The organism is Salinimicrobium oceani, from assembly GCF_012037645.1.
The window spans coordinates 1-314 of sequence record NZ_JAAVJR010001399.1; the positions used below are offsets into that span (position 1 = coordinate 1).

At 36.0% G+C, this 314-nt stretch carries 1 pseudogene; it reads right to left on the reverse strand.

Annotated elements, in window-relative coordinates:
- Positions 1–294 (reverse strand): annotated as a pseudogene (locus HC175_RS22380) (IS3 family transposase); the annotation flags it as partial.
- Between the last annotated feature and the right edge of the window lie 20 nt (positions 295–314).

Consider the following 314-nt stretch of genomic DNA (forward strand, 5'->3'; position numbering starts at 1 on the left):
ATCTATAATAAAGACTGCGTAATAAAATTTATCTCCAACTTTGTAGTAAGTAATATCACTTTGCCACACCACCGAAGGTGCATTGATCTCTATACCTTTAATTTTATTGGGGTAGTAAATCTTACCGGCAATAGTAGTGCGTCTGTAATTTTTTTTTCTTTTCAGACGATATCCTAATTGCATGAAGGTCTCTACAAAACGGTCTCTCCCAATAAAGTCAGGCTTTAAAGTATAATACATTTTCTCCACCCCACAACCAGGATGATCTCTACGAATATCATCGGCTTCAGACATTAACTTCATCAAGCGATGAT